At 66.7% G+C, this 25,027-nt stretch carries 22 protein-coding genes; 7 read left to right on the top strand and 15 right to left on the bottom strand.

Going from position 1 to position 25,027, the window contains the following annotated elements; all coding sequences use genetic code 11:
- Positions 1–23: 23 nt before the first annotated feature.
- Both glmU and AABQ55_RS13820 read right to left on the bottom strand, forming a co-directional pair.
- Complete coding sequence (gene glmU, locus AABQ55_RS13825; protein ID WP_272805408.1) at positions 24–1,397, bottom strand: bifunctional UDP-N-acetylglucosamine diphosphorylase/glucosamine-1-phosphate N-acetyltransferase GlmU; 1,374 nt, start codon at positions 1,395–1,397, stop codon at positions 24–26.
- A 145-nt stretch (positions 1,398–1,542) separates the two neighbouring features.
- Entirely contained in the window at positions 1,543–3,192 is a 1,650-nt protein-coding gene (locus tag AABQ55_RS13820; protein WP_272805407.1) for a Na/Pi cotransporter family protein, read from the bottom strand.
- Between the two features lie 281 nt (positions 3,193–3,473).
- Here AABQ55_RS13820 and AABQ55_RS13815 point away from each other — a divergent pair, with 281 nt between their 5' ends.
- The 6 genes from AABQ55_RS13815 to lexA all read left to right on the top strand — a co-directional run bounded on the left by AABQ55_RS13815 (position 3,474) and on the right by lexA (position 9,777).
- Positions 3,474–5,363 carry a peptidylprolyl isomerase gene (locus AABQ55_RS13815; protein ID WP_272805406.1) on the top strand — a complete coding sequence of 630 codons (1,890 nt, stop codon included), beginning with the start codon at positions 3,474–3,476 and terminating at the stop codon, positions 5,361–5,363.
- Between the two features lie 15 nt (positions 5,364–5,378).
- A complete protein-coding gene (gene trpD / locus AABQ55_RS13810; protein WP_272805405.1) occupies positions 5,379–6,401 on the top strand; it encodes an anthranilate phosphoribosyltransferase in 1,023 nt (340 codons plus the stop codon).
- 8 nt (positions 6,402–6,409) lie between these two features.
- Positions 6,410–7,225, top strand: a complete 816-nt coding sequence (gene trpC / locus AABQ55_RS13805) for an indole-3-glycerol phosphate synthase TrpC (protein ID WP_272805404.1) — start codon at positions 6,410–6,412, stop codon at positions 7,223–7,225.
- A gap of 13 nt (positions 7,226–7,238) precedes the next feature.
- Positions 7,239–7,736, top strand: a complete 498-nt coding sequence (gene moaC, locus AABQ55_RS13800; protein ID WP_272805403.1) for a cyclic pyranopterin monophosphate synthase MoaC — start codon at positions 7,239–7,241, stop codon at positions 7,734–7,736.
- On the top strand, positions 7,736–8,959 hold the full coding sequence (locus AABQ55_RS13795; RefSeq protein WP_272805402.1) for a molybdopterin molybdotransferase MoeA: 1,224 nt from the start codon (positions 7,736–7,738) through the stop codon (positions 8,957–8,959). The genes moaC and AABQ55_RS13795 overlap by 1 nt, the downstream gene beginning before the upstream one ends.
- Positions 8,960–9,057: 98 nt before the next feature.
- Positions 9,058–9,777 carry a transcriptional repressor LexA gene (gene lexA / locus AABQ55_RS13790; RefSeq protein WP_244765555.1) on the top strand — a complete coding sequence of 240 codons (720 nt, stop codon included), beginning with the start codon at positions 9,058–9,060 and terminating at the stop codon, positions 9,775–9,777.
- Here the strand turns inward: lexA and AABQ55_RS13785 are convergent.
- On the bottom strand, positions 9,768–12,224 hold the full coding sequence (locus tag AABQ55_RS13785) for a ComEC/Rec2 family competence protein (RefSeq protein ID WP_272805401.1): 2,457 nt from the start codon (positions 12,222–12,224) through the stop codon (positions 9,768–9,770). The two genes, lexA and AABQ55_RS13785, sit on opposite strands and share 10 nt — an antisense overlap.
- A gap of 52 nt (positions 12,225–12,276) precedes the next feature.
- Entirely contained in the window at positions 12,277–12,483 is a 207-nt protein-coding gene (locus tag AABQ55_RS13780) for a hypothetical protein (RefSeq protein ID WP_244765557.1), read from the bottom strand.
- Between the two features lie 48 nt (positions 12,484–12,531).
- Between AABQ55_RS13780 and gltA the strand changes: the two genes are divergently transcribed.
- Entirely contained in the window at positions 12,532–13,821 is a 1,290-nt protein-coding gene (gene gltA, locus AABQ55_RS13775) for a citrate synthase (protein ID WP_244765558.1), read from the top strand.
- Positions 13,822–13,850: 29 nt separating this feature from the next.
- Here gltA and lpxB read toward each other — a convergent pair whose 3' ends face one another.
- The 11 genes from lpxB to pyrH all read right to left on the bottom strand — a co-directional run bounded on the left by lpxB (position 13,851) and on the right by pyrH (position 24,991).
- Positions 13,851–15,029, bottom strand: a complete 1,179-nt coding sequence (gene lpxB / locus AABQ55_RS13770; RefSeq protein WP_272805400.1) for a lipid-A-disaccharide synthase — start codon at positions 15,027–15,029, stop codon at positions 13,851–13,853.
- The gene (locus tag AABQ55_RS13765) at positions 15,026–15,904 is read right to left on the bottom strand and encodes an LpxI family protein (RefSeq protein WP_272805399.1); all 879 of its coding nucleotides are present in this window, start codon (positions 15,902–15,904) and stop codon (positions 15,026–15,028) included. Before AABQ55_RS13765 ends, lpxB begins: the two co-directional genes overlap by 4 nt.
- A 5-nt stretch (positions 15,905–15,909) precedes the next feature.
- Positions 15,910–16,725, bottom strand: coding sequence for an acyl-ACP--UDP-N-acetylglucosamine O-acyltransferase (lpxA, locus tag AABQ55_RS13760; RefSeq protein ID WP_272807456.1), 816 nt, complete (start codon positions 16,723–16,725; stop codon positions 15,910–15,912).
- Positions 16,722–17,189 carry a 3-hydroxyacyl-ACP dehydratase FabZ gene (gene fabZ / locus AABQ55_RS13755; RefSeq protein ID WP_244765561.1) on the bottom strand — a complete coding sequence of 156 codons (468 nt, stop codon included), beginning with the start codon at positions 17,187–17,189 and terminating at the stop codon, positions 16,722–16,724. The genes lpxA and fabZ overlap by 4 nt, the downstream gene beginning before the upstream one ends.
- Positions 17,182–18,249 carry a UDP-3-O-(3-hydroxymyristoyl)glucosamine N-acyltransferase gene (gene lpxD, locus AABQ55_RS13750; RefSeq protein ID WP_272807455.1) on the bottom strand — a complete coding sequence of 356 codons (1,068 nt, stop codon included), beginning with the start codon at positions 18,247–18,249 and terminating at the stop codon, positions 17,182–17,184. The genes fabZ and lpxD overlap by 8 nt, the downstream gene beginning before the upstream one ends.
- Before the next feature lie 49 nt (positions 18,250–18,298).
- Positions 18,299–20,629 (bottom strand): outer membrane protein assembly factor BamA, encoded by a 2,331-nt coding sequence (gene bamA, locus AABQ55_RS13745; protein ID WP_272805398.1) that lies wholly within the window; start codon positions 20,627–20,629, stop codon positions 18,299–18,301.
- Between the two features lie 240 nt (positions 20,630–20,869).
- Positions 20,870–21,997, bottom strand: coding sequence for an RIP metalloprotease RseP (rseP, locus tag AABQ55_RS13740; protein ID WP_432348302.1), 1,128 nt, complete (start codon positions 21,995–21,997; stop codon positions 20,870–20,872).
- 31 nt (positions 21,998–22,028) lie between these two features.
- Positions 22,029–22,862 carry a phosphatidate cytidylyltransferase gene (locus AABQ55_RS13735; protein ID WP_244765564.1) on the bottom strand — a complete coding sequence of 278 codons (834 nt, stop codon included), beginning with the start codon at positions 22,860–22,862 and terminating at the stop codon, positions 22,029–22,031.
- A complete protein-coding gene (locus AABQ55_RS13730; RefSeq protein WP_244765565.1) occupies positions 22,862–23,608 on the bottom strand; it encodes an isoprenyl transferase in 747 nt (248 codons plus the stop codon). Before AABQ55_RS13730 ends, AABQ55_RS13735 begins: the two co-directional genes overlap by 1 nt.
- 42 nt (positions 23,609–23,650) lie before the next feature.
- Positions 23,651–24,211, bottom strand: coding sequence for a ribosome recycling factor (gene frr, locus AABQ55_RS13725; RefSeq protein WP_244765566.1), 561 nt, complete (start codon positions 24,209–24,211; stop codon positions 23,651–23,653).
- A gap of 57 nt (positions 24,212–24,268) precedes the next feature.
- The gene (gene pyrH / locus AABQ55_RS13720) at positions 24,269–24,991 is read right to left on the bottom strand and encodes a UMP kinase (protein WP_244765567.1); all 723 of its coding nucleotides are present in this window, start codon (positions 24,989–24,991) and stop codon (positions 24,269–24,271) included.
- Positions 24,992–25,027: the final 36 nt, after the last annotated feature.

Below are 25,027 nucleotides of genomic sequence, written 5' to 3'. Positions count from 1 at the left end.
CAAGCGTTAATGCGGGCAGCAACCTATTCGGCCGCCTTCTTCCTGGCTGCCTTGGCCGCCTGGTTGCGCTCGCGGACGAGCACGGCCCTGCCCTCCTTGTTCTCCTGCCGGGCCCTCCCGAAGGCGACGGCATCGTCCGGCACATCCGTGGTGATGACGCTGCCCGACGCGACATAGGCGCCATCGCCGATCGAGACGGGCGCGACGAGCGACGAATTGGAGCCGATGAAGGCATTGGCGCCGATGCGGGTCAGGTGCTTGTTGATGCCGTCATAATTGCAGGTGATGGTGCCGGCGCCGATATTCGTCTTCTCGCCGATGATCGCATCGCCGATATAGGTCAGGTGGTTAACCTTGGCGCCCGCGCCGATCTCCGCCTGCTTCACCTCGCAGAAATTGCCGACCTTGGCGCCCGCGCCGAGATGGGCGCCGGGCCTCAGGCGCGCATAGGGGCCGATCTCGGCGTCGGCCGACACATGCGCGCCCTCGATATGCGAGAAGGAATGGATGACGGCACCCGATTCGACGGTGACGCCCGGGCCGAAGACGACGTTCGGCTCGATCGTCACGTCCTGGGCGATCCTGGTGTCGTAGGACAGGAAGACGGTCTCCGGCGCGATCATCGAGACGCCATCCAGCATCATCTGGCGGCGGCGGCGCTGCTGCCAGAGCCGCTCGATGACGGCAAGCTCGGCGCGGGTGTTGCAGCCGGTCAGCTCCTCCTCGGGCGCCGCGACGGCTATTGCCCGCCCGCCGGCCGCGCGCACCACTTCGACGATGTCGGTGAGATAGTACTCACCCTTGGCATTGGCGTTGCCGATGCGGCCGATGAGGTCGAGCGCCTTGCGTCCGTCGATCGCCATCAGGCCGCCGTTGCAATAGGTGATGGCGCGCTCGGCCTCGCTCGCGTCCTTCTGCTCGCGGATCGCCAGCAGTTCGCCGTTCTCCACGATCAGCCGGCCGTACCCGGTCGGGTCCGCCGCCTCGAAACCGATGACGACGACATCCGCGCCGCCGGCAAGGCCGGCACGGGCGGCCGTGAGCGGCGCCTCGGTGACGAGCGGCGTATCGCCGAAGATGACGAGCACGTCGTCATAGCCCTTCGCGATGGCCTCGCGCGCGGCCAGCACGGCATGGGCGGTGCCGAGCCGTTCGGTCTGGATGTGCACCGAGCTCGTCACCGCGGGGTTCTGCGCCGCCGCCTCGACCTTGTCGGCATCGCGGCCGAGCACCAGCGCGATATCGGAAATGCCGGCAGCGGCCAGCGCATCGACCACATGGGCGATCATCGGCCGGCCGGCCACGGGATGCAGCACCTTCGAGCGGGAGGACTTCATCCGGGTGCTTTCGCCGGCGGCCAGGATGACGGCCAGGCAGTTGCGCTTCGTTGCAATCATGAGAATCCTCGTTCACCCGAAATCGACGCCGTTCCTTAGCAAAAACGGGGCGGAGGAGACAAAGGGATTCCGCGGATGAGCGACAAAGGCCGCCCGCCCGTTCATGAGGAGAGCTTCTCCACCCGGGCCGAAGCAGGAGGATTTCTCAGCTGGCGCTGCTGCGCAGGCGGCTTTCCGTCAGAAGCCCGCTCTCGTCGAGGATCGGATAGGCGACCGAGACGAGGTGGGCGTTGACGCGCTTCAGGTCGCGCAGCATGTCGAGATGCAGCGAACTCGTCTGGAGGCTGTCGAGCCGCCCGTCGCGCAGGCGCGCCAGATGCTTTTCGGACGACTGCTTCTCCATCCGCCGCACATCCACCTTCACCTCGACGAGCTGGCGCGCCAGCCCCTCGTCGCGCGTGACGAAGATCGTCTGGGCGATGCGCAGGTTCTCGATCGTCAGGTTGAAGAGGTTGGCGAGTTCCTTGTAGCCGTCGTCGGAGAATTTCAGGCCGTTGGTGATCTTCTTGCGCACCTGCTCCTGCAGGCCCTTCTCGATGATGTCGCCGACATGTTCGAGGTTGATCGCATAGTCGATGATGACGATGGAGCGCGCCGCGCTTTCGCCGGTGATGCCCTGCCGGCCAAGGCGCGAGAGGTAGATCTTCACCTCCTGCTGCAGGGCGTCGACCTGCCGCTCCAGTTCGCCGACATCCTTCAGCGGCGCCAGGTTGTTGTCGTTGAACGCCCGCATCGTGCGGATCAGCATGGATTCGATGATGTCGCCGATGCGCAGGACCTCGCGCGTTGCGCCGGACAGCGCCACGACCGGGTTCGAAAGCGCGGAATCGTCGAGATATTTCGGCCCCGTCTCCGGCTGCTTTTCTTCCGGCACGAGCTTTTCCATCAGCTTGGAAAGCGGGCCGGACAGCGGCCAGAGGACGAGCGCCACCACAAGGTTGAACGCAAGGTGCACGTCGACGGGAAGCTTCGTGGCCGGGAGCGGCAGGAGGGCCAGCAGCTCGGCGACCTGCCCCGCGAAGGGCAGCACGGCAAGGCAGCCGACCCCGCGCACGAGGAGGTTTCCGAGCGTGACGCGGCGGGCCGAGGCGGCCGCCTTCAAGGTGGCGATGACCGGCGGCACGGCGCCCCCGAGATTGGCGCCGAGCACCAGGATGACCGTCAGGGCCGGCGACAGGATGCCCATCGCCGTCAGCGAGATGATGAGCACGACGACGGCAAGGCTGGAAGACGAGATGATGGCAAGGACCGTCGAGAAGGCGAGCGCCACGGGCCAGGCGCCGTCGAGCAGCGTCAGGAAGGCGCCGAGCGCCGGAGACTGGCGCATCGGCTCGGTCGCAAGGCTGAGCAGGTGCAGCGACAAGAGCATCAGGCCGATGCCGACCAGGGCGGAGCCGAGGCCCTGCCGGGCGGTGGAACTGCTCGATTTGTAGAAGACGATGCCGATCAGGATGACGAGCGGGGAAATCGATTCGATGCCCGTCGCCACCAGCCAGGCCGTGACGGCCGTGCCGACATTGGCGCCGAGCAGCACGATCTGCGCCATGCGCGCCCTGACGAGGTTGCGCTCGACGAAGGAGGCGATCATCAGCGCCGTCGCCGTCGAGCTCTGCAGCGCGACGGTGGCGACGAAACCGGCGAAGAAGGAGCGGAACGGCCCGCGCGTGCCGAGCGCCAGGCCCGAGCGCAGCCGCACGCCGAAGGCGCGCGTCATGCCGTCCTTCACCTGCGCCAGGCCGAAGAGCAGCAGCGCAACCGCGCCGAAAAGATTGATCATGACGATCGTGGATTCCACGTTCTGCCCTCCTTCCGGCCGGTGGAAACGGGACTCACCGGCCTGATCGCGCATCCGAGCACGAAGTTTCGTATCGTGATAGGCCATTCTGGCGGTATTCCGTCAATAATTTCAGAAAACTTTTGTTTGCCGGCAAAATAAATCGGCACCGCCCCGCCCATTTGCGCCGGACCCGGTTTTCCCACGCATCGTGCGCGCCGGGCGGACTTCAATTCCCGCGAACTTTCCGTTAAGAGACGATCTCCGGCCGCATGGCCGCCGTGATTGAGGAAATTTAGACGATGCTCGAAGCCCTGAGACGCGCCTCCCATACTTGGGTGGCAAAAGCCCTGCTGATCGTTCTGGTCGGTTCCTTCGCTGTCTGGGGCGTTTCGAGCTCTCTTATCACCGGCACGGCCAATTCCGTCGTCACGGTCGGCGATGTCAGCGTCTCGCCGACGGACTTCCGCCTGGCCTACGAGCGCCAGGTCGCGACCATGTCGCAGCGCTTCGGCATGCGGCTGAACGCCGAGCAGGCCCGCGCCTTCGGCATCGAGAATCAGGTTTTCGCCGAGCTCGTCGCGGGCGCCGCGCTCGACCAGCTGTCGCGCGACATGAACCTCGGCCTTTCCGAAGGCCGCCTCGCCCAGCTGATCGCCGACGACCCGGCCTTCCGCGGCGTCAACGGCCAGTTCGACCGCATGGCCTTCTCCGCAGTGCTGCGCAATGCCGGCCTCAGGGAGAACGACTACATCAACAACCGCAGCCAGGTGGCGATCCGCGCGCAGGTCGTCGAGGCGGTTTCCGACGGCTACAAGGCACCGGACGTGCTGACGGCGGCGCTGCGCCAGTATCGCAACGAGGCGCGCACCGTCGATTATCTCATCCTGAGCAATGCCAATATCGACCCCGTCAAGGCACCGGGCGACGACGTGCTCGCCCCCTGGTTCGAGGAGAACAAGGCCAAGTACCGCGCGCCGGAATACCGCAAGGTCGTCTATGTCTCGCTCGAGCCGAAGGACATTGTCGACACGGCCGCGATCACCGACGAGGCGCTGCGGGCCGACTATGAGAAGAACAAGGAAAAATACCGCACGCCGGCCACCCGCACGATCGAGCAACTGACCTTCGCCGACCGCGCCAGCGCGGACGCCGCCGCCGCCAAGCTCGCCTCCGGCACGACCTTCGACGCCATCGTCGCCGAACAGGGCAAGACGGCCGCCGACGTCCTGCTCGGCGATTTCACCGAGGCGAACGTCCCGGACCAGAAGTTCGCCGCTCCCGCCTTCGCCGTCGCCGAGAACGGCGGCACGACGCCGGTCATCGACGGCACGTTCGGCCCGATCATCCTGCGCGTGACGAACATCCGCCCGGAAAACGTCAAGACCTTCGACGAGGTGAAGGAGGAGCTGCGCAGCGAGCTGGCGCTGAGCGAGGCCGCCGACGGCATCCTCGCCGTGCATGATCGGCTGGAAGACGCGCGCGCCGAGGGCCTCAGCCTTGCGGAAGCGGCCGCCAGGAACAACCTCAAGGCCGTGACGCTCGACGCCGTCGACGCCCAGGGCAACGACCAGAAGGGCGAGGAGATCGACGGCCTGCCCGAAAAGGCCACCCTTCTCGGCGAGGTCTTCAAGACGGATGTCGGCACGGAAACGCAGCCGATCAATGTCGGCCGCGAGGGCTATGCCTGGTTCGAGGTGCTCGACGTGATCCCGGACCGCGACCGCACGCTCGACGAAGTGCGCGAACGCGCGGTTGCCGACTGGACCGCCGAGCAGCAGCGCCAGACGCTCGCCAAGAAGGCGGAGGAGCTGGCCGAGCGCGTGCGCAAGGGCGGCGACCTTGCCGCCATCGCCGGCGAGCTCGGCATGGCCGTGGAGAACAAGACGGGCCTCAACCGCGGCGCCCAGGATCCGGTGCTGAGCCCGGCAGCCGTCGCCGCAGCCTTCGCCGGTCCCGTCGGCCATGTCGCCAACACGCCGGGCGTCGACGGCGAGGGCCAGATCCTGCTGAAGGTGACGGACGTGAACGCCGAGACCGCCACCGACGCGCTTTCAGGCGACGAGCAGCAGATCGCCGCCGTCGCGCGCGCCAGCGGCGACGACATCCTCGACCAGATGGTGAGCGCCCTGCAGGCCTCCTACGGCGTCTCGATCAACCGCACGCTCGCCGAGCAGAGCATCGCGCGATAGGGAGACGGGAACCGCATGTCCGACCTGAAACCCTATATCGCCAAGGTCGCCGGGGGCGCGACGCTGGATCGCGAGGACGCCCGCGGCGCCTTCGAGATCATCATGTCCGGCGCCGCCACGCCCTCGCAGATCGGCGGCTTCCTGATGGCGCTGCGCGTGCGCGGCGAGACCGTCGACGAGATCTACGGCGCGGTCGGCTCGATGCGCGCCCGCATGCTGCCGGTCGATGTTCCCGCCGACGCGATCGACATCGTCGGCACGGGCGGCGACGGCGCGGGCACCTACAACATCTCGACGCTCGCGGCGATCATCGTCGCGGGCGCCGGCGTTCCGGTCGCCAAGCACGGCAACCGGGCGCTGAGCTCGAAGTCGGGCACGGCGGACGCCCTCTCCTGCCTCGGCGTCAAGCTGGACATCGGCCCCGCGGAAATCGCGCGCTGCGTGCACGATGCCGGCCTCGGCTTTATGTTCGCGCAGCTGCATCATCCCGCCATGAAGCATGTCGGCCCGTCGCGCGTCGAACTCGGCACGCGCACGATCTTCAACCTGCTCGGCCCGCTCTCCAATCCCGGCAGCGTCAAGCGCCAGCTGCTCGGCGTCTTCTCGCCGCACTGGCTGCTGCCGATCGCCGAGGTGATGCGCGACCTGGGCTCGGAAAGCATCTGGGTCGTTCATGGCGAGGGCCTCGACGAGATCACCACGACGGGCACCACCCGGGTCGCCGCCCTCGAAAATGGAAAGATCCGCACCTTCGAGCTGACGCCTGCCGATTTCGGCCTGCCCCAGGTTGCGCTCGACGACCTGCGCGGCGGCGACGGCGCGCACAATGCCGCCGCCCTCCTCTCCGTGCTCGGCGGCGCGCACATGCCCTACCGGGACATTTCGCTCGCCAATGCCGCCGCCTCGCTGGTCGTCGCCGGCAAGGCGGAAACGCTGAAGGACGGCATGCGGCTTGCCGTCGAAGCGCTGGAAAGCGGCCGCGCCCGCACCGTGCTGGAACGCCTTGTCGCGGTTTCCAACGAAGGCAAGGCGGAGTAGGATTGTCCATGACCGATATCCTGAAAAAGATCGAGGCCTACAAGCTGGAGGAGATCGCCGCCGCCAAGGCGCGCGTTTCCCCCGCCGAGCTTCGCGCCCGCATCCGCGACCAGGAGCCGCCGCGCGGCTTCTTCGCCAGCCTCAAGGCGAAGAAGGCCGGGGGCCGCTTCGGCCTCATCGCCGAGATCAAGAAGGCAAGTCCCTCCAAGGGCCTCATCCGGCCGGATTTCGATCCGCCGGCGCTGGCGAAGGCCTACGAGGCCGGCGGTGCCGCCTGCCTTTCCGTGCTCACGGACACGCCGAGCTTCCAGGGCGCGCCGGAATTCCTGACGGCGGCGCGTGCGGCCTGTGGCCTGCCGGCGCTGCGCAAGGATTTCATGTTCGACAGCTACCAGGTGCTGGAGGCGCGCGCCTGGGGCGCGGACTGCATCCTCCTCATCATGGCCTCGCTCGGCGACGACGACGCGAAGAGGCTGGAGGACGCCGCCTTCTCGCTCGGCATGGACGTGCTGATCGAGGTGCACGACGCGCCGGAAATGGAGCGCGCGCTGAAGCTCAAGTCCAAGCTCGTCGGCATCAACAACCGCAACCTGCGCACCTTCGAGGTGGATCTCGCCGTGTCGGAAAAGCTCGCCGGCATGGTGCCCGAGGACCGGCTGCTGGTCGGCGAGAGCGGCATCTTCACCCATGCGGATTGCGAACGGCTCGGCAAGGCCGGCATCTCCACCTTCCTCGTCGGCGAGAGCCTGATGCGCAAGGACGACGTGGCGGCCGCGACGCGCGAGCTCCTGACCGGCTCCGCCGGCATGCTGGCGGCGGAATGATGGCGGTCGCGCAATGACGGGCGAGGCCCGCACGCTCACCCATATCGACGCCGCCGGGCAAGCCAGCATGGTGGATGTCGGCGACAAGGCCGAGACGGTGCGCGTTGCAAGAGCCGAAGGCTTCGTCCGCATGGCGCCGGCGACGCTGGAGCTCATCCTTAGCGGCAATGCCAAGAAGGGCGACGTGATCGGCACGGCGCGCCTTGCCGGCATCATGGCCGCCAAGCAGACCGCGAGCCTCATCCCGCTCTGCCATCCGTTGATGCTGACCAAGGTGGCCGTGGAGGTCTTCGAGGACCGCGCCCTGCCGGGCCTGCGCGTCGAGGCGATGGCCAAGCTCACCGGCCGCACCGGCGTCGAGATGGAAGCGCTCACCGCCGTCAGCGTCGCCTGCCTCACCATCTACGACATGGCCAAGGCCGCTGACCGCGAAATGGAGATAAGCGGCATCCGCCTCGTCGAAAAATCCGGCGGACGCTCCGGCGACTACCGGCGCGGAGACGCCGGCTGATGTCCCTCCTCAGCGTCGCGGACGCCCTCGACCGCCTGCTTTCCGCCGCCCGGCCGACGCGGCGGACGGAGACGGTTGGGCTGCACGAGGCCGACGGCCGCGTGCTCGCCGAAGACATCGCCGCACGGCTGACGCAGCCGCCCTTCGACAATTCCGCCATGGACGGCTATGCGGTGCGCCATGCGGACATCGCCGTGCTCGGCTCCGTCCTGTCGGTCGTCGGCCTCTCCTCGGCCGGCCATGCCTTCGAGGGCATCGCGGCGCCCGGCGAGGCGGTGCGCATCTTCACCGGCGCCCCGCTGCCGGCCTTCGCCGATACCGTTCTGCTGCAGGAAGATGCCGCGGTGCTGGAAGACGGCCGCATCCGCACCACCTTCCTCACCCCGAAGGGCCGCCACATCCGTCCCCGCGGCCAGGATTTCTCCGAGGGCGAGGTCGTCCTGAAGGCCGGCGACGTGCTCGATGCCGGCCGGCTGACCGTGGCGGCGGCGATGAACCACCCCGTCTTGCCGGTCTATGCCCGCCCCCGCATCGCCCTGCTCGCCACCGGCGACGAGCTCGTGCCGCCCGGCACGCCGCCCGGCGCCAGCCAGATCATCGCCTCCAACACCTACGGCGTCGCCGCCCTCGCCCGGGAGGCCGGCGCGGAGGTGATCGACCTCGGCATCGTTCGCGACGACAGGCAGGCGCTGCTGGAGGCCGTTCGCCACGCGCTGACGCAGGATATCGACGTGCTCGTCACGCTCGGCGGCGCCTCCGTCGGGGATTTCGACCTCGTGCAGCCCGTGCTCGGCGAGGCGGGCATGGAACTCGATTTCTGGCGCATCGCCATGCGCCCGGGAAAACCCCTGATGGTCGGCCGCCTCGGCGCGGTCCAGGTGGTGGGCCTGCCCGGCAATCCCGTTTCGAGCCTCGTCTGCTCGCATCTCTTCCTCGCTCCCCTCGTGCGCCGTCTCGCCCGCCTGCCGGCGAAAGACCGGCAACATCCGGCCGTCGCCGCCGTGCCGCTCAAGGAGAACGACCACCGGCAGGACTATGTCCGCGCGCGCATCGCCCGCGGCCCCGCCGGCGAACTGCTCGTCACGCCCCTCGACAAGCAGGATTCCTCGATGATGAAGGCGTTCGCCGTCTCCGAAGGCCTGCTCGTCCGCCCGCCCCACGCCCCGGCGGCCCCGGCGGGCACGCCCTGCACGGTTCTTCTGCTGCGCGAACCTGCCGCCTGAACAGTACTATTATTGTTTCAGCAACCCCTTGCGGAACACATATGGAACAGATAGTGTCTGTTCTGGATTTGTTTCACACGATTCTCGGTGGAGGGGCCATGCTCACGCGCAAACAACAGGAACTTCTCCTGTTCATTCATGAACGGATGAAGGAGTCCGGCATTCCCCCCTCCTTCGACGAGATGAAGGATGCGCTGGATCTCGCCTCCAAGTCCGGCATCCACCGCCTCATCACGGCGCTGGAGGAGCGCGGCTTCATCCGGCGCCTGCCCAACCGGGCCCGCGCGCTGGAGGTGATCAAGCTTCCCGAGGCCTATACCCAGAGCCTGCAGCCGCGCCGCGGCTTTTCGCCGGCGGTCATCGAGGGCAGCCGCGGCAAGCAGGCCCCGGCCGCCGCCCCGCCGCAGCGCACGCCGATCGCGGAGATCCCGTCTTCCGTCTCCGTACCGGTCATGGGCCGCATCGCCGCCGGCGTGCCGATCTCCGCCATCCAGAACAACACGCATGACATCACCGTGCCGGCCGAGATGATCGGCAACGGTGAGCACTATGCGCTGGAGGTCAAGGGCGACTCGATGATCGAGGCCGGCATTCTCGACGGCGACACGGTCATCATCCGCAATGCCAGCAGCGCCAATCCCGGTGAAATCATCGTGGCGCTTGTCGACGACGAGGAGGCGACCTTGAAGCGCTTCCGCCGCAAGGGCGCGTCCATCGCGCTCGAAGCGGCAAACCCAGCCTACGAGACCCGCATCTTCGGGCCGGACCGCGTGAAGATCCAGGGCAAGCTGGTCGGCCTCATCCGCCGCTACAACTGATCCTTCGGAAGATCGAAGGTGCCGGTGCGCCAGTCATAGGTGCGATGGCGGGACCACGGCCGGGCTAAGCTTTCGACGGCCGGCGTGATGTCGGCCCCGGAGAGAGCGCCGGATGCGCCTTCAGGATCCGGCCGGATCTCGAGGGCGCCGGTTCGCCTCAGATGACGCGCCGTCACCAGGCGGGCGCCCGAACGGCAGACCTCCAGCCGGAGGGCAAAGGGAACGACGACGAGATCGGCGGCGTCGCAGGCCGTGCCCAGGAAGGCGACGTCGTCCAGGGTGACGATCCGCCAGCCGCTCGGCGAGACGGCGGCGCAGAATGCCTTTGCCTCGCAAACGAAATTGTCGCCCTCTCTCGCCGCCGTGAAAGCCGCGGCCATGGCGTCCCTCGCCTTTTGCCGGTCGGCCTTGCGCCGGGGCCGTTTCCGGTCTCCGGTTGCACCGGAGGGCTCGCCCGCGTCCTCGATAGTCAATCCCGCGCTCCGGCGGATGTCCGGTTTTGCAAGATCGCCGAGCCGGAGGGCGCGCCGCCACTGCGCATAGATGAAGTCCGGCGGCCGCGCACGGTTCGTCGCGACGGTTTCGCCATGAAGGATGGCGACGAGGCGGCCGTCCTCCGACACCAGCGCCTCCGGCGCATCGCGTCCGGCCGGCCAGCAGGCGATGGCGAGGCCGAGGCCGACAAGCAACGTTCCCGCATGGCGCAGCCGCGTGCGCAGGATGCAGACAAGGCCGCCGCCGAGGCCGACCAGAAGGAAGGCGGCGGGCGCAATGCGGCCGGTGACGATCTCGCCCTTCCAGTTCGCGACCCATGTCGAAAGGGCGATCATCCACTCGATGCCCTTGCCCATGATCGCGAAGGGCACCGCATCGAGGCCAAGGGGCATCAAGAGCACGGCGACGAGACCGAAGGGCATGACGACGGCGCTGATGACGGGCATGGCGAGCAGGTTGCCGGCCAGCCCGTAGGCCGGGATGCGGTGGAAGTGGCCGATGGAATAGATCAGGGTCGAGAACCCGCCGATCAGCGAGGACAGCATGAGCCCGCCGAAGAAGCGGCCGAGCGCGCCGCCGAAGAGTTTCAGGCGCCCTCCCCCGTCCTCCCGCCGGACGGGGCGTTCGCGCCAGGCCGCATAGCCGGCGACGAGCCCGAGCGTCGCCGCATAGGACATCTGGAAGCCGGGATTGGTGACGGCGGACGGCGTCGCGACCAGGATGAGGATCGCCGAAAGTGCCACGTTGCGCAGGCTGATCGCGGACCGGCCGAACAGCACCGCGACGAGCATGACGCAGATCATGATCCAGGAACGCACGGCGGAGATCGCGCCGCCCGAGACGAGGATGTAGAGCGTCACCATGACGAGCGCCCCGGCGGCGGCGATCTTCTTGGCGGGATAACGCTCGGAGAAGCCCGGGATCAACGCCATCACGACGCGCGCGCCGACGAGGAAGGTGCCGGCGGCAAGCACCATGTTGAGCCCGGAAATGGCGAGCACATGGGCAAGCCCCGCCTGCCGCAGCGCCTCCACCGTCTCCACGCCGATCGCCCGCTGTTCGGCCGTCACCAGTGCCGCGGCGATCGCCCCGGCATCGCCCCCGATGCGGCCGCGGATGTGCTCGGTGAGGTTGTTGCGCCATGTGGCGATCTCCTGCCGGATCCGGTCGGCAAGCCCCGGATCGGCCACCGCGGCCGTGCCCGGCGCGCGGTAGAAATAGCCGACCGCCCCGGTGCCGGCGAAATACGCGTCGAAGGCGAAGTCGTTGAGACCCGAAAGCGCCGGGCCGGAGGGCGGGCCGAGCCGGGCGCGCCCGGTTATGCCGCCGCCGATCGGGATCGGCGCGTGCCGGCTGCGGGCCAGCAGCGTCACCACGGCGGGTTGCCGCTTCAGCACGGGATCGCGCGTCGCATCGAGCGCGATGCGATAACGGATCGCACCGCGTTCATCGCTTTCGCGCGAGAGCACGCGGCCATGGATCTCGGTGGTAACCGGCGCGTCAAGGATGACCGTGCCGAGCCGGGCGCTTTCAAGCGCGGCCAGCAGCATGCCGGCGGGAACCAGAAACGCCGCGGCGGCCACAAGCGCGACCCAGTCTTCCCGGTGGCGCAGGCGCCAGGCCGGCCAGAAGGCGAGTGAGGCGGAGAGGAGTATGGCAAGAAGCGGCGGATCGGAGGCGACGGCAAACCAGAAAGCGGCCCCGGCGCCGAGAAAGACCGGAACGAAGAGGAAGAAGTGGCCGTGGGCGCGCTCCTCCGCAAGGGCTGCCGCGCCCGCCTGCCGCGCGGCAGCCGCGCCCCGGAGACGCATTGCCGCGTGCCGCATGCCGGAAAACACGGACCCGTTGCGCGGCCCGTAAACCGGGGTCGGCAGGCGGGCGCCATCAGGCACCGCCCGCCAGGCATCGGCCTCGGGCACTTCCCGCCGTTCTTTGACGTCGGCTTTCTCCATGATCGCGGCCCCGCCCGTCCGGACCTCATCATGCAATCGAACGGAAGAATATTCAATCAGCAGTAGCCGCCGCAGATGCTAAGCCAAACAGAAAGGATGCCACCTCCGCATTTAATGAAACACGCGCAAAAGTTGCTTGAAACTTGTTGGAAAGGGTAGATATTGCGTTGCCGGAAAGCCTGTTTTCGCAATGCACAATTTGCCTTTGGTCTCGCTTGGCATGCAAACGCAAATGGGCTAGCAAAACGAGCATGTTCATGGTTCCGGCACAACCTCGTGCCGCCATTGGAAACAACGGAGGATCGTTATGACAGGAACAAGCGCGGGTGTGTCGATCGGTGACAAGACAGTCGAATTGCCGACCCGGTCCGGTACGATCGGCCCCGATGTGATCGACATCGGCACGCTGTACAAGAATACAGGCGCCTTCACCTACGACCCCGGCTTCACCTCCACCGCCTCCTGCGAGTCGAAGATCACCTATATCGATGGCGACGAAGGCGTGTTGCTGCACCGCGGCTACCCGATCGAGCAGCTGGCCGAACACGGCGACTTCCTCGAAGTCTGCTATCTTCTGTTGTACGGCGAGCTGCCGACCAAGGCCCAGAAGGACGATTTCGACTACCGTGTCACGCACCACACCATGGTGCACGAGCAGATGAGCCGCTTCTTCACCGGCTTTCGCCGCGACGCCCACCCGATGGCCGTCATGTGCGGCTGTGTCGGCGCGCTGTCGGCCTTCTACCACGACTCCACCGACATCACCGATCCGCACCAGCGCATGGTCGCCTCGCTGCGCATGATCGCCAAGATGCCGACGATCGCCGCCATGGCCTACAAGTACCATATCGGCCAGCCCTTCGTTTACCCGAAGAACGACCTCGACTACGCGTCGAACTTCCTGCGCATGTGTTTTGCCGTGCCGTGCGAGGACTATGTGGTGAACCCGGTGCTGTCGCGCGCCATGGACCGCATCTTCATCCTGCATGCCGACCACGAGCAGAACGCCTCCACCTCGACGGTCCGCCTCGCCGGCTCCTCCGGCGCCAACCCCTTCGCCTGCATCGCGGCCGGCATCGCCTGCCTCTGGGGCCCGGCCCATGGCGGCGCGAACGAAGCCGCGCTCAACATGCTCGCCGAAATCGGCTCGGTCGAGCGTATTCCGGAATATGTCGCCAAGGCGAAGGACAAGAACGATCCGTTCCGCCTGATGGGATTCGGCCACCGCGTCTACAAGAACTACGACCCGCGCGCCCGCATCATGCAGAAGACGACGCACGAGGTTCTCGGCGAGCTCGGCATCAAGGACGATCCGATGCTGGAAGTCGCGATGGAGCTGGAGCGCATCGCGCTGACGGACGACTACTTCATCGAGAAGAAGCTCTATCCGAACATCGACTTCTACTCCGGCATCACGCTGAAGGCGCTGGGCTTCCCCACCACCATGTTCACCGTGCTCTTCGCGCTCGCCCGCACGGTCGGCTGGATCGCCCAGTGGAACGAGATGATCGAAGACCCGGAACAGCGCATCGGCCGTCCGCGCCAGCTCTATGTCGGCGCTCCGAAGCGCGACTATATCCCCGTCTCCAAGCGCTGATTTCAGCAGATATCCATGAAAAAGCCCGGTCAGTTTCGACCGGGCTTTTTTGCTGCAAGGAGATCGAGGATGACCGCCGCGCCGGTCTCGCCGGGCGGCCTTCCGGTCTGCATGCGTTCGTGCACGAGGTCGTAGCCTTGCAGCATGGCGCGGCGCTGCATCGTCTCCTGCGAAAGCCGCTCGAACCAGCGGGTCAAGCTGCCGGGGCGCACCATGTCGTTCAGGTATTCCGGCACGACGGCATAGTCGGCGATGATGTTGGGGATCGCCGCCGTCCAGATCCTCACCTTGCCGAGGAAGAGGTTGGCGAGCCAGTCGAAACGATAGGTCGAGACGACCGGCACGCGGGCGAGCGCCAGTTCGAGGATGACGGTGCCGGATGCCGCGATCGCCGCATCGGCCTCGGTGAAGGCCTGCCACTTCTGCGCGGTGGACACGGTGATCTGCGGTTTCACCGGCCAGTCTGCCGTCAGCTTTCGCACCAGCGCTTCCTGCCGCGGCACGGTGGGCAGGAGGAAGCGCGTGCCGGGGTTTCGCGCGGTGATCTCCCGTGCGGCCTCGCCGAAGACCGGCAGCAGGCGGGTGATTTCGGTGCCGCGCGAGCCGGGAAGCAGCAGGCAGACGCGCTCGCCGGGCGCCCGCTCGGCGCGGGCAAGGCGCGCGGCGCGGATGTGCCGGATATCGGGATCGCCGATCAGCCGGTGGCCGACATAGGTCGTCGCCGGGCCGCCGAGCTGCTCCATCACGGCCGGCTCGAACGGCAGGAGGGCGAGGACGTGGTCGACATAGGCGCGCATGCGCGGCGCGCGCTCTTCCTTCCAGGCCCAGACGCTCGGGCAGACATAGTTGACGACCGGCAGGTCCGGCAGTGCCTTGCGCACGCGGCGCGCCACGCGGTGTGTGAAGTCCGGGCTATCGATGATGACAAGCACGTCCGGTCGCGCGGCGATCAGGGCATCGGCCGTCTGGCGAATGCGGCGGATGAGCGATGGCAGGCGTTTCAGCACCTGCGAGATTCCCATGATGGAGAGCTCGGAGAAATCGAACAGGGATTGAAGCCCCTGCCGCTCCAGTGCCTCGCCGCCGACGCCGACGAGCGCGACCGGGCCGGCATGGGCAACCCGCAAGGCCGCGATCAGGTCGCCGCCGAGGAGATCGCCGGAAACCTCGCCGGCAACGACGCCAATCGTCAGGGGCCTTCCCGTCATTGCCTCATCTCCGCCCTGTCCGGCACGATGCCGGTCACGAACAGGCCGTTCGCATCCGCTTCGGCAACGAGCGCCGCGCGCTCCAGCACCAGCGAGCGCCCAGCCTCCACCGCAATCCCCGCGAGGCCGGCGGCGCGGGCGCGGCGCAGGGTTTCCACGCCGATTGACGGCAGGTCGGCGCGCAGGTCCTGCTCCGGCTTGCAGAGCTTGACGAGCACGCCCTTGCGGCGCGCGGAGATGCGCCCGGCCGCGCGCAGGCCCGCCACCCGCTCCAGCATTGCATCCGTGCCCTCCGCCCCCTCCAGCGCCACCACGCGCCCGCCGAGCGCAACGGCGCCCTGCCCCACGTCGAGGCGGCCGAGCACCAGCGCGGCGGCGGCGGCGGCGGCGATATCGGCCTCGGCGGCCGCGTCCGGGGCGACGGCGCCGAGCGGGCCTTCGCTGCCGAGCAGGTCCGGCACGATGTCATGCGCGCCGACGACACGCACCCCCTCGGCCTCGATCAGCCGGATGACCATCTTCAGCACCGCATCGTCGCCGCCCTTCAGCAGCGTGCGGATGATGGAGGGCACGGCGGCAAGAGCCTTCAGCGGCGCATGGATGTCCCGCCATTCCGGCCGGCGCCGGACGGAGCCCGACAGCACGGCCCGGCCGATGCCCTTCGCGCGGAAGGTGGCGCCGATGCCGGCATAGTTGCCGATGGAGATGACCTGGTGCTCGAAGCCGGACCAGTCCGGGCTGGCTTCGTCACGCAGCGCCAGGATGTAGGGATCCTCGCCACGGGCGCGGGCCGCATCCGCGACATAGCGCGGCAGGAGGCCGCCGCCGGCGATGATGGCCAGCCGGTCGCGCGCGAGGGGCCGGCTGTCCGCCATGCCGCTCAGGCCTTGCCGCGGTTCGGCGAGGAGAGCGCGCGGTCGCTTTCGGCGGCGATGAAATCGAGGATGTGCATGACGGGCACGCTGTTCGCATAATCCGCGCGGATCGCGGCCGCATTGGCGCGGATCGAGCCCTCGCCTTCGAAAATCTGCTTGAAGGCGCGGCGGACCTCGTGGATCGCCGCCTTCTCCATGCCCGCCCGGCTCATGCCCACGACGTTGAGGCCGCCGAGGATGCCCGGATTGCCGTTCAGCATGCCATAGGGGATGACGTCATAGGCGACCGCCGAAAGGCCGCCGATGAAGGCCTGACGGCCGATGCGGGTGAACTGATGCACTGCCGAGCCGCCGCCGAGGATCACCCGGTCCTCGACGGTCACATGGCCGGCGAGCATGACATTGTTCGACAGGATGATGTGGCTGCCGAGCTGGCAGTCATGCGCGACATGCGAATTGGCGAGGAACAGGTTGTTGCTGCCGACGACGGTCTTGCCGCCGCCTTCGGTCGTGCCGGTGTTCATCGTCACGCCTTCGCGGATGACGCACATCTCGCCGACGGAAAGCGTCGTCTCGGCGCCGTCGTGATGCACGCTCTGCGGATCGCCGCCGATGACGGCATTGGCGAAGATGCGCGTGCCGCGGCCGATATCCGTGCGGCCCGTGACCACCACATGCGTCAGAAGCTCCACGCCATCGCCGAGAACGACCTTGGGCCCGACATGGCAGAAGGGGCCTACGACGACGTTCTCACCGATGACCGCCCCGTCCTCGATGACGGAGAGCGGGTGGATCTTCGCGCTGGCGGCAATCATGATCAGGCGTCTTCCTTCTTGACGATCATCGCGCCGATATCAGCTTCCGCGACGAGTTGCCCATCAACTTTTGCGTCGCAGTGAAACTTCCAGATATTGCCGCGCTGCTTCTGCTTGGCGACGTGGAATTCGACGCGGTCGCCGGGCACGACCGGCTTGCGGAAGCGCGCATTGTCGATCGTCATGAAGTAGACGAGATTGGTGCCCGCGCGCGTCTTGCGGGCACAGATCGCGCCGGCCGTCTGCGCCATGCCTTCGATGAGCAGCACGCCCGGCATGATCGGGTGATCGGGAAAATGGCCCATGAACTGCGGCTCGTTGACCGTGACGTTCTTGATGCCGATGGCCGAATCGTCGCCGTCGATGTCGACGATCTTGTCGACGAGCAGGAACGGATAGCGATGAGGAAGCAACGTCAGGATCTCACGCAGATCAGCCACGCCGAGCGTCGCCTTGGTCTCTTCACTCATCGTTGCCCCCCTTCTTCTGGACTCGAGTGCTGGAACGCATGGCGATCTCCGCCATGTCGCGCAGGAAATCGCGCATCGGGCGGGCGGGAATGCCGCCATATTTCTCGCCCGGTGGAATATCGGCGACGACACCGCTCATGGCGGCAATCTGCGCGCCGTCTCCAATGGTGATATGACCGTTGATGCCGGCCGCGCCGCCGATCATCACGCCATCGCCGATGCGCGTGCTGCCGGCGATGCCGACGCCGCTGACGATGCCGCAATGGCGGCCGATGCGCACGTTGTGGCCGACCTGGACCTGATTGTCGATCTTGGTGCCCTCGCCGATGACGGTGTCGTCCATCGTGCCCCGGTCGATCGTCGTGTTCGCGCCGATCTCCACATGGTCCTGGATGATCACGCGGCCGATCTGGACGATCTTGATCATGCCGGGCCTGAGACCGGGCGCATAGCCGAAGCCGTCCTGGCCGATGCGCGCGCCGGGGTGGATGATGACATTGTTGCCGATCAGCGCGCACTGGATCGTGACGCCCGCGGCGATCGTGCAGTCGCGGCCGATGCGCACGCCCGCGCCGACGATCGCGCCCGGGCCGATGCGGCTGCCCTCGCCGATCTCCGCGCCCCTGCCGATCACCGCCATGGGTTCGACGGACACATTGTCCTCGAGGCGCGCCTGCGGATCGACATAGGCGCCCTGGGCGACGCCGGCGGGCGCCGAGGTCATCGCTTCCGGCCGCATGGCGGCGGGATACAGGATTTCCCCGGCGCGGGCAAAGGCCGTGTGCGGGCGGGTCGAAAGCAGAACCGCGATCTTCGACGGAATGAGCGGGGCCAGAGCGCGATCGCACAGGATGGCAGTCGCCTCGCTGGTCTCAAGCTCGGCGCGAAACTTGCGGGAGAGGATGTAACAGAGGTCGCCGTCCTTCGCCCGGCTCACGGGCGAGACGCTGCGCACGATGCGGTCGGCATGCGCGGCGTCGGCAAGTTCCGCCCCAAGCCTTGCCGCCAGGTCTCCCAGGCGAACGCCGTCATGGGGCGGAAAAAACCAGTTATGCTCCATAGGCATGACTCCAGAACGCCCGTCTTCTCGCAGTTCTGGACTGCCTATCTCAGAACTGGGTTGCGATGCCGAACTTGAAGCGCTGGACCTCGTCGAAGGATTCCTTCTTGACCGGAACAGCATAGTCGACACGCAGCGGACCGAACGGCGATGCCCAGATGATGGAGGCACCGACCGAGGCGCGCAGGCTCATGTCCTCGCCACGAACCCTGTCGGCCGCAACGGTCTTGACGTCGTTGCCGTAAAGCGTGCCGGCATCGACGAAGACCGCACCGCGGAAGCCGGAGTCACGCGCGATGAACGGCAGCGGGAAGGACGCTTCCGCGGAGGCCGTGAAGTAGGTCGTGCCGCCGAGCGCATCGCCCGTCGACGTCGCGCGCGGGCCGATGCCGCCCGATTCGAAGCCGCGCAGGTCGTTTGCCGACAGCGTGAACTGGTCGTAGACCTTCACGTCGTTGCGGCCCCACATGTGGCCACCGCTGACGGCGATCGAGCCGATGACGTCCGCATCCTCCATGAGCATATGGAAGTACCGGGCCTTGCCCGAGATCTTGTAGAAATCCGAATCGCCGCCGAGGCCGGCAAATTCCTGCGTGATCTGGGCGAAGATGCCGTCGCGCGGCAAGGTCCTGTCGTCGATCGTGTCGTAGGTCAGGCTGTGCGAGATCGAGGACCGAACCCACGGGCCGTTGACGACGACATGCTGGTAAGGCGAAGACAGCTCGCTCAGGTCGCCGGAATTATAGTCGAGCTTGGTGTAGTTGTAACGCAGCGACGTCGACAGGTCTTCGGTGATCGGAGCCGTCACGCGCAGCGTGAAGCCCTGCGTATCGACGCTGTAGTAGTCTTCGCTGTCGTCTTCGTTCTTGAACACGTCGAAGCCGGCCGCAAGGCGGTAGCCGAGGAAGTAGGGCTCGGTGAACGACAGGTTGTAGTCGCGCGAGTTCTCGCCGCCACCGGCAGCAACGCGGATGTACTGGCCGCGGCCGAGGAAGTTCTTCTCCTCGATCGAGGCTTCCAGCTTGAAGCCGCCCTTGTCGCCCGTCTCGTAACCGGCGCCGATACCGAACGAACCGGTCGACTGGTCCTGGACGTCGACGACCAGGACGACGCGGTCGGGCTGGCTGCCCGGCGCCGTGGAGATGTTGACGGTCGAGAAGTAGCCGAGCGCCTCCAGGCGACGCTTGGCGCGCGTGATGACTTCCTGGTTGAAGGCGTCGCCTTCGCCGATGTCGAACTCGCGGCGGATGACGTAGTCGCGCGTGCGGGTATTGCCGCGGATCTCGATGCGCTCGACATAGGCGCGCTCGCCCTGGTCGACGAGATAGTCGACGGCGATCGTGCCATTGCCCAGATCGCGGTTGCCGCGCGGCGTCACGCGGGCGAACGGATAGCCGTTGGCCGCGACGCGCTTGGAAATCTCGGACATCGTGTCCTGCACGTCGCGGGCGCGGTAGACCTTGCCCGGGCGCGATTCGATGAGGCCCTGCAGCTCCTCGCCGTCGATGCCCTCGACCGTCGATTCGACGCTCACGGGGCCGAAGTCGTAGCGCTGGCCTTCCTCGACCGTGAAGGTCACGACATATTCGTTGGAGGCTTCGTCGAGGACGGCTTCCGACGAGACGACGCGGAAGTCGGCATAACCGTTGTTGAAGTAGAACTGGCGCAGCGCCTCTTCGTCGGCACGCAGCTTGTCTTCGCTGTAGACGTCCTTGCGGGTCAGGAACGACAGGAAGTTCGACTTCTTGGTGACGATGACGGCCTGCAGGCGGCTGTTGCTGTAGGCCTGGTTGCCGACGAAATTGATCTGCGAGATCTTCGTGCGGTCGCCCTCGTCGACGATGAAGGCGACGTTCACGCGGCCATTGCCGAGCGGATAGACCTGCGTCGTGACGGTGGCGTCGGAGCGGCCGATCGAGGCATAGGCGTCGCGGATGGCCTGCTTGTCGGCTTCGATGGCGGTTTCGCTGTACGGGCCGAGCGACTGCGAGCGCAGGACGGGCGTGAGCTTCTCGTCCTTGATCTTGCGGTTGCCGTTGATGACGACCTGGTTGATCAGCTGGTTTTCATCGACCGTGACGACGAGCGTGCTGCCGGAGACGGCGATTCTCACATCGGAGAAATAGCCGGTCGCGAACAGGCGGCGCACGGAAGCGTCGATGTCGGCGTTGGAGAAGTTCTTGCCGGGTACAATGGTGATGTTCGCCTTGACCGTATCGGCGCTCACACGGCTGGCACCACGCACCTGGACGCTGCGGATCACGGCCGCTTCCGCGACGGTGGCGGAGACAAGCGTGGCAAAAGAGCCGCCCGTGACAACCATACTGGCCGACAATGCAACGGCCGACACGGCGTTCAAAAAGTTTGAACCAGCTTTCATCTTCACTACTTACCTTCGTTTCAACGTCCCGGCAGGCGCGCGCCCGACTCCGGTCACGTTTGCCGTTTTAACCGCTTTTGCCATACAAGCAAGCGTACGCGTTAATTTCTGTTTACTTCAATTCCAACCGTGGCCCGAAGGCCACTACATCCGTTTCATTACGGTAAACAGAGCGTTAGCGCGACTGCCTCAGCGTAAGCGGCCCCCTTTTTCGATTCCCTGCCGGCAATGCGGCAAACCTCAGCCGAGGAGCATGGAAATGTCGTTCCAGGTCGCGAAAACCATCAGCATGAGCACCAGCGCCATGCCGATGCGGAATGCGATCTCCTGCGCCCCGGGCCCGACAGGCCTGCCCCGGATAGCTTCCACCGCATAGAACATCAAATGGCCGCCATCAAGTACCGGAACCGGCATCAGGTTCAAAAGTCCAATGGAAACAGACAGAACAGCGGCAAGCTGCAGCAGGGCGGCAACACCGAGCGTCGCCATCTGGCCGGAGGCCTGCGCGACGCGGATCGGCCCGCCGAGCTGATCGGCCTTCATGCGTCCCATCACGAGGTTGGACAGATAGTCGAACGTCCCCGTCACGATATGCCAGCTCTGCAGCACGCCCTGCCCCACTGCCTCGACCGGGCCGTATTCCACGACGCGGAAATTGCCGCTTTCCTGGTTGGTCACGATGCCGATCAGGCCGAGCTCGATCTTGTTGCCGAACTGGTCGGTGATCTCGGTGCGCTTGGGCACCATGGGCAGGTCGAGGTCCTGGCCGTCGCGGCGCACCGTCACCGTGATCGTCAGCTCCGGGCGCACGCTGACATAGCGGCGCACGTCGTCGAAGGTCGCGACCGGATTGCCGTCGAGCGCGACGAGGAGGTCGCCCGGCCGCACGCCCGCCTCTTCGGCGGCGCTGTCCGGGCGCACTTCCGCGACGATCGGGTCGGCGATCTGGCGGCCGTAGATGGAGAACATCACGGCGAAGATGGCGATGGCGAGCACGAAATTGGCGATGGGGCCGGCGGCGACCGTGACCGCCCGTTTCCAAAGGGCGGCGCCGAGGAAGGTGCGCTTGCGCACATCCTCCGGCAGCGAGGCGACGGTATCGTAGTCCGGTATGGAGGCCGGGTCGTCGTCGCCGAGGAATTTCACATAGCCGCCGAGCGGGATGGCGGAGAGTTTCCAGCGCGTGCCGTGGCGGTCGGTGAAGCCGAAGAGTTCCGGGCCGAAGCCGACGGAGAAGGCCGTGACGCCGATGCCGGACCAGCGGCCGGCAAGGTAATGGCCCATCTCGTGCACGAAGACGATGAGCGTCAGCACGACCAGGAAGGGAAGGATGTAGCCCGTCACGAATCCAACGGAGCCAGCCAGCATGTCCATGAACCCAATCCCCAATGTGTCGCCGCTACGGGCCGAAAAGGAACACGCCGGCCGGCGTGTTGACGGTGCCCGAAACGATCGCGTCGCCAAGCGCAATGAGGAACGCGGCGAAGCAGGCAAAAACAAGGCCGTCCACCCGGTCCATGACGCCGCCATGTCCCGGAATGAGGCGGCTGGAATCCTTGACGCCGAAACGGCGCTTGATGAAGGATTCGAAAAGGTCGCCGATCTGGCTGAACACCGAGAGCACCAGCGCGATCGCCGGCACCCACAGGCCGTTCAGCGGGAAGAAGATCATGTGCACGAGCGTGCCGGCGACAACCGCGGAAATGGCGCCGCCGATCGCCCCCGACCAGGTCTTTCCCGGCGAGATGGGCGGGGCGAGCTTCGGCCCGCCGACCGCCCGGCCGACGAAATAGGCAAGGATGTCCGTCGCCCAGACGACGGCAAAGATGAACAGCATGGCGGCAAAGCCGTGGGCGGTGTCGCCGCGGATGGCGGCGAGCGAGATCGCCGTAAGGCCGGAATAGACGATGCCGCCGGCAAGCCAGCCGCTGCCCTTCAGGGCAAAGGCATAGGCGATGCCGATCAGGGTGGCGCCGATCAGCGCGGGCAGCGCGAGCTCGTCGAAGCCGAAGAGCACAAGCGCCGCGACGAGCACGACCGACAGCCAGCCGAAGGCATTGGCGCGGAAGTCCGTTTCCGGCAGGCGGATGATCGTCGACCACTCGTAGTAGACGAGCAGCGCTATGGCCGAGGCGAGCAGGCGGAAGGCAAGGCCACCGAGCCAGGTCGCGAGAAGCACGACGACGGCGAGCACGATGCCGGAGAGGATGCGCAGGCGCAGTTCGCTGTGCATCACGAACCCACCGCAAGCGTCTTTGCCGCCTGCAGGCCGCCGAAGCGGCGCTCGCGCATGGCATAGCGCGACAGCGCGGCGACAAAGGTGTCGCGCGAAAAATCGGGCCAGAACTCGGGAATGAACATCAGCTCCGCATAGGCCGCCTGCCAGAGCAGGAAGTTGGAGAGCCGCTCCTCGCCGCTGGTGCGGATGATGAGGTCGGGGTCGGGAATGCCGGACGTGTCGAGCGAGGCGCCGATGCGCTCCGGGCCGATCTCGGCGGGATCGAGGCGGCCGGCGGCGACCTCGGCCGCGAGCCGGCGCACGGCGCGGGCGATCTCGTCGCGCGAACCGTAGTTGAAGGCGATGACCAGCGTGATGCCGGTATTGGCGCGGGTCGTGTCCTCGGCCTCCAGCAGGAGCGGCAGGATGTCGCTGGAAAGGTTCGCCTTGTCGCCGATGACGCGGATGCGCACGTTCTCCCGGTGCAGCACCGCGAGGTCACGCCGGATGAAGGTCTTGAGCAGGCCCATCAGGTCGCTGATCTCGCTCTCCGGCCGGCTCCAGTTCTCCGAGGAGAAGGCGAAGAGCGTGAGGTATCGCACGCCGCATTCGGCGGCCGTGCGCACGGCCTCGCGCACCGCTTCGACACCCTTGCGGTGCCCCATGGCGCGCGGCAGGCCGCGGGCATTCGCCCAGCGTCCGTTGCCATCCATGATGATGGCGACGTGTGCCGGTGCGGTGCTGGGCGAGAGCTGGTTCATGAACGATCCGGAAAGGAGGAACGGAGGCAGGCGGCAGAAGCCCTAGACCTGCATGATTTCCTTTTCCTTCTCGGCAAGCAAGCGATCGACCTCCAAAATCGTCTCGTCGGTCATCTTCTGCACCTTTTCGGACTGGCTGCGGGAGAGATCCTGCCCGATATCGCCATCCTTTTCGGCTTTCTTGAGGTCGTCCATGCCGTCGCGGCGCACATGGCGGATCGCGACCTTGGCCTTTTCGGCATAGTCATGCGCGACCTTGACGAGCGACTTGCGGCGCTCCTCGTTGAGCTCGGGCAGCGGAATGCGGAGATTCTGGCCGTCGATGATCGGGTTCAGGCCGAGATTCGATTCGCGGATGCCGCGTTCGACGGCGCCGACCATGCCCTTGTCCCAGACGGAGACCGACAGCATGCGGGGCTCGGGAACGGAGATGTTGGCGACCTGGTTCAGCGGCACGCGCGAACCATAGGCCTCGACCTGCACCGGATCGAGCACGTTGGCCGAGGCACGGCCGGTGCGCAGCGACGCGATGTCGTTCTTGAAAGCCGAAATCGCGCCATCCATGCGACGCTTCAGTTCCTTCAGGTCAATACCTTCACTCATCGGATACTCCCGTTTTCATAGAGCGGCTGCACGCGCCTCGCGTGCGCGCCTCAAGAATCAGTTGTCGGTTACGATGGTCCCGCGCCCGCCCCCGGTCAATATTTCAGCAAAACCGCCCTTTTCGTGGATGGAGAAGACGATGATCGGGATGTGGTTCTCGCGCGCCAGCGCGACGGCTGCGACATCCATGACGGCAAGGCCCCTTTCAAGGACCTCGCTGTGCGTCAGGCGGTCGAAGCGCGTGGCGGCCGGGTCCTTCTTCGGGTCGGCCGAATAGATGCCGTCGACCTGCGTGCCCTTGAAGATCGCTTCGGCGCCCATTTCGGCGGCGCGCAGCGCGGCGGCGGAATCGGTGGTGAAGAACGGGTTGCCCGTGCCGCCGGCGAAGATCACCACGCGGCCGAGCGAAAGATGGTAGAGCGTCGCGCGCTGCGAAAAGCTCTCGCAGATCTCCGGCATGGCGATCGCCGACAGGACGACCGTGTCGATGTCGAGCTTGCGCAGCGACGTCGCGAGCGCCAGCGCGTTGATGACCGTCGCCAGCATGCCCATGTGGTCGCCGGTGACGCGATCGCCGCCCTTGGAGGCAACCGCCACGCCGCGGAAGATGTTGCCGCCACCGACGACGACGCCGACCTCCACGCCGAGCGCCCGGGCTTCGGCGATGTCGGAGGCGATGCGATCGGCGACCGCCACATCGATGCCGAAACCCTGCGAGCCCATCAGCGCCTCGCCGGAGGCTTTCAACAGAACACGTTTGTAGATTGGCTTGGCCGTCATGGTCGCTCCTGAACTCGTGCACCTGCTCTCCCGAAC

Source organism: Shinella sp. WSD5-1, from assembly GCF_963942435.1.
Lineage (GTDB): Bacteria > Pseudomonadota > Alphaproteobacteria > Rhizobiales > Rhizobiaceae > Shinella > Shinella yambaruensis.
This window is presented reverse-complemented; position numbering and strand designations above follow the sequence as displayed.

Coding starts and splice junctions, on each gene's coding strand:
- glmU (WP_272805408.1), bottom strand. CDS start 1,397: ATGATTGCAACGAAGCGCAACTGCCTGGCCGTCATCCTGGCCGCCGGC.
- AABQ55_RS13815 (WP_272805406.1), top strand. CDS start 3,474: ATGCTCGAAGCCCTGAGACGCGCCTCCCATACTTGGGTGGCAAAAGCC.
- trpD (WP_272805405.1), top strand. CDS start 5,379: ATGTCCGACCTGAAACCCTATATCGCCAAGGTCGCCGGGGGCGCGACG.
- trpC (WP_272805404.1), top strand. CDS start 6,410: ATGACCGATATCCTGAAAAAGATCGAGGCCTACAAGCTGGAGGAGATC.
- moaC (WP_272805403.1), top strand. CDS start 7,239: ATGACGGGCGAGGCCCGCACGCTCACCCATATCGACGCCGCCGGGCAA.
- AABQ55_RS13795 (WP_272805402.1), top strand. CDS start 7,736: ATGTCCCTCCTCAGCGTCGCGGACGCCCTCGACCGCCTGCTTTCCGCC.
- lexA (WP_244765555.1), top strand. CDS start 9,058: ATGCTCACGCGCAAACAACAGGAACTTCTCCTGTTCATTCATGAACGG.
- AABQ55_RS13785 (WP_272805401.1), bottom strand. CDS start 12,224: ATGGAGAAAGCCGACGTCAAAGAACGGCGGGAAGTGCCCGAGGCCGAT.
- AABQ55_RS13780 (WP_244765557.1), bottom strand. CDS start 12,483: ATGAACATGCTCGTTTTGCTAGCCCATTTGCGTTTGCATGCCAAGCGA.
- gltA (WP_244765558.1), top strand. CDS start 12,532: ATGACAGGAACAAGCGCGGGTGTGTCGATCGGTGACAAGACAGTCGAA.
- lpxB (WP_272805400.1), bottom strand. CDS start 15,029: ATGACGGGAAGGCCCCTGACGATTGGCGTCGTTGCCGGCGAGGTTTCC.
- AABQ55_RS13765 (WP_272805399.1), bottom strand. CDS start 15,904: ATGGCGGACAGCCGGCCCCTCGCGCGCGACCGGCTGGCCATCATCGCC.
- fabZ (WP_244765561.1), bottom strand. CDS start 17,189: ATGAGTGAAGAGACCAAGGCGACGCTCGGCGTGGCTGATCTGCGTGAG.
- lpxD (WP_272807455.1), bottom strand. CDS start 18,249: ATGGAGCATAACTGGTTTTTTCCGCCCCATGACGGCGTTCGCCTGGGA.
- bamA (WP_272805398.1), bottom strand. CDS start 20,629: ATGAAAGCTGGTTCAAACTTTTTGAACGCCGTGTCGGCCGTTGCATTG.
- rseP (WP_432348302.1), bottom strand. CDS start 21,997: ATGCTGGCTGGCTCCGTTGGATTCGTGACGGGCTACATCCTTCCCTTC.
- AABQ55_RS13735 (WP_244765564.1), bottom strand. CDS start 22,862: ATGCACAGCGAACTGCGCCTGCGCATCCTCTCCGGCATCGTGCTCGCC.
- AABQ55_RS13730 (WP_244765565.1), bottom strand. CDS start 23,608: ATGAACCAGCTCTCGCCCAGCACCGCACCGGCACACGTCGCCATCATC.
- frr (WP_244765566.1), bottom strand. CDS start 24,211: ATGAGTGAAGGTATTGACCTGAAGGAACTGAAGCGTCGCATGGATGGC.
- pyrH (WP_244765567.1), bottom strand. CDS start 24,991: ATGACGGCCAAGCCAATCTACAAACGTGTTCTGTTGAAAGCCTCCGGC.